The organism is Paramesorhizobium salinisoli (genome assembly GCF_003335045.1).
GTDB lineage: Bacteria > Pseudomonadota > Alphaproteobacteria > Rhizobiales > Rhizobiaceae > Paramesorhizobium > Paramesorhizobium salinisoli.
On record NZ_QOZG01000188.1, the window covers coordinates 1 to 224 of the forward strand.

General features: G+C 64.7%; 1 protein-coding gene. It reads left to right on the forward strand.

The window, feature by feature from the left end:
• A partial coding sequence (locus DUT91_RS26085) for a hypothetical protein (RefSeq protein ID WP_160113744.1) occupies positions 1 to 224 on the forward strand: 224 nt, incomplete at both ends.

Here is a 224-nt window from a genome sequence, read left to right on the forward strand (position 1 = left end):
CCTCCTACACCCAAGGCGCCACGGGCCAGGCCACCATCAATGTGACGGCCCAGGCCGGCTCCGCTATCGCCAATGCGGTGATCGGCACGACGGGGAACTTTAACCCGGCAGCCGGGGTCTACGACCATTCCGATCCCGATCTTGTCCTGGACTTCACGGCTGGCGCCTGCAAGATCGGCGTTTCGCTGCCGAATGGTCAAACCTCCATCCAGCTCGCCACGCCG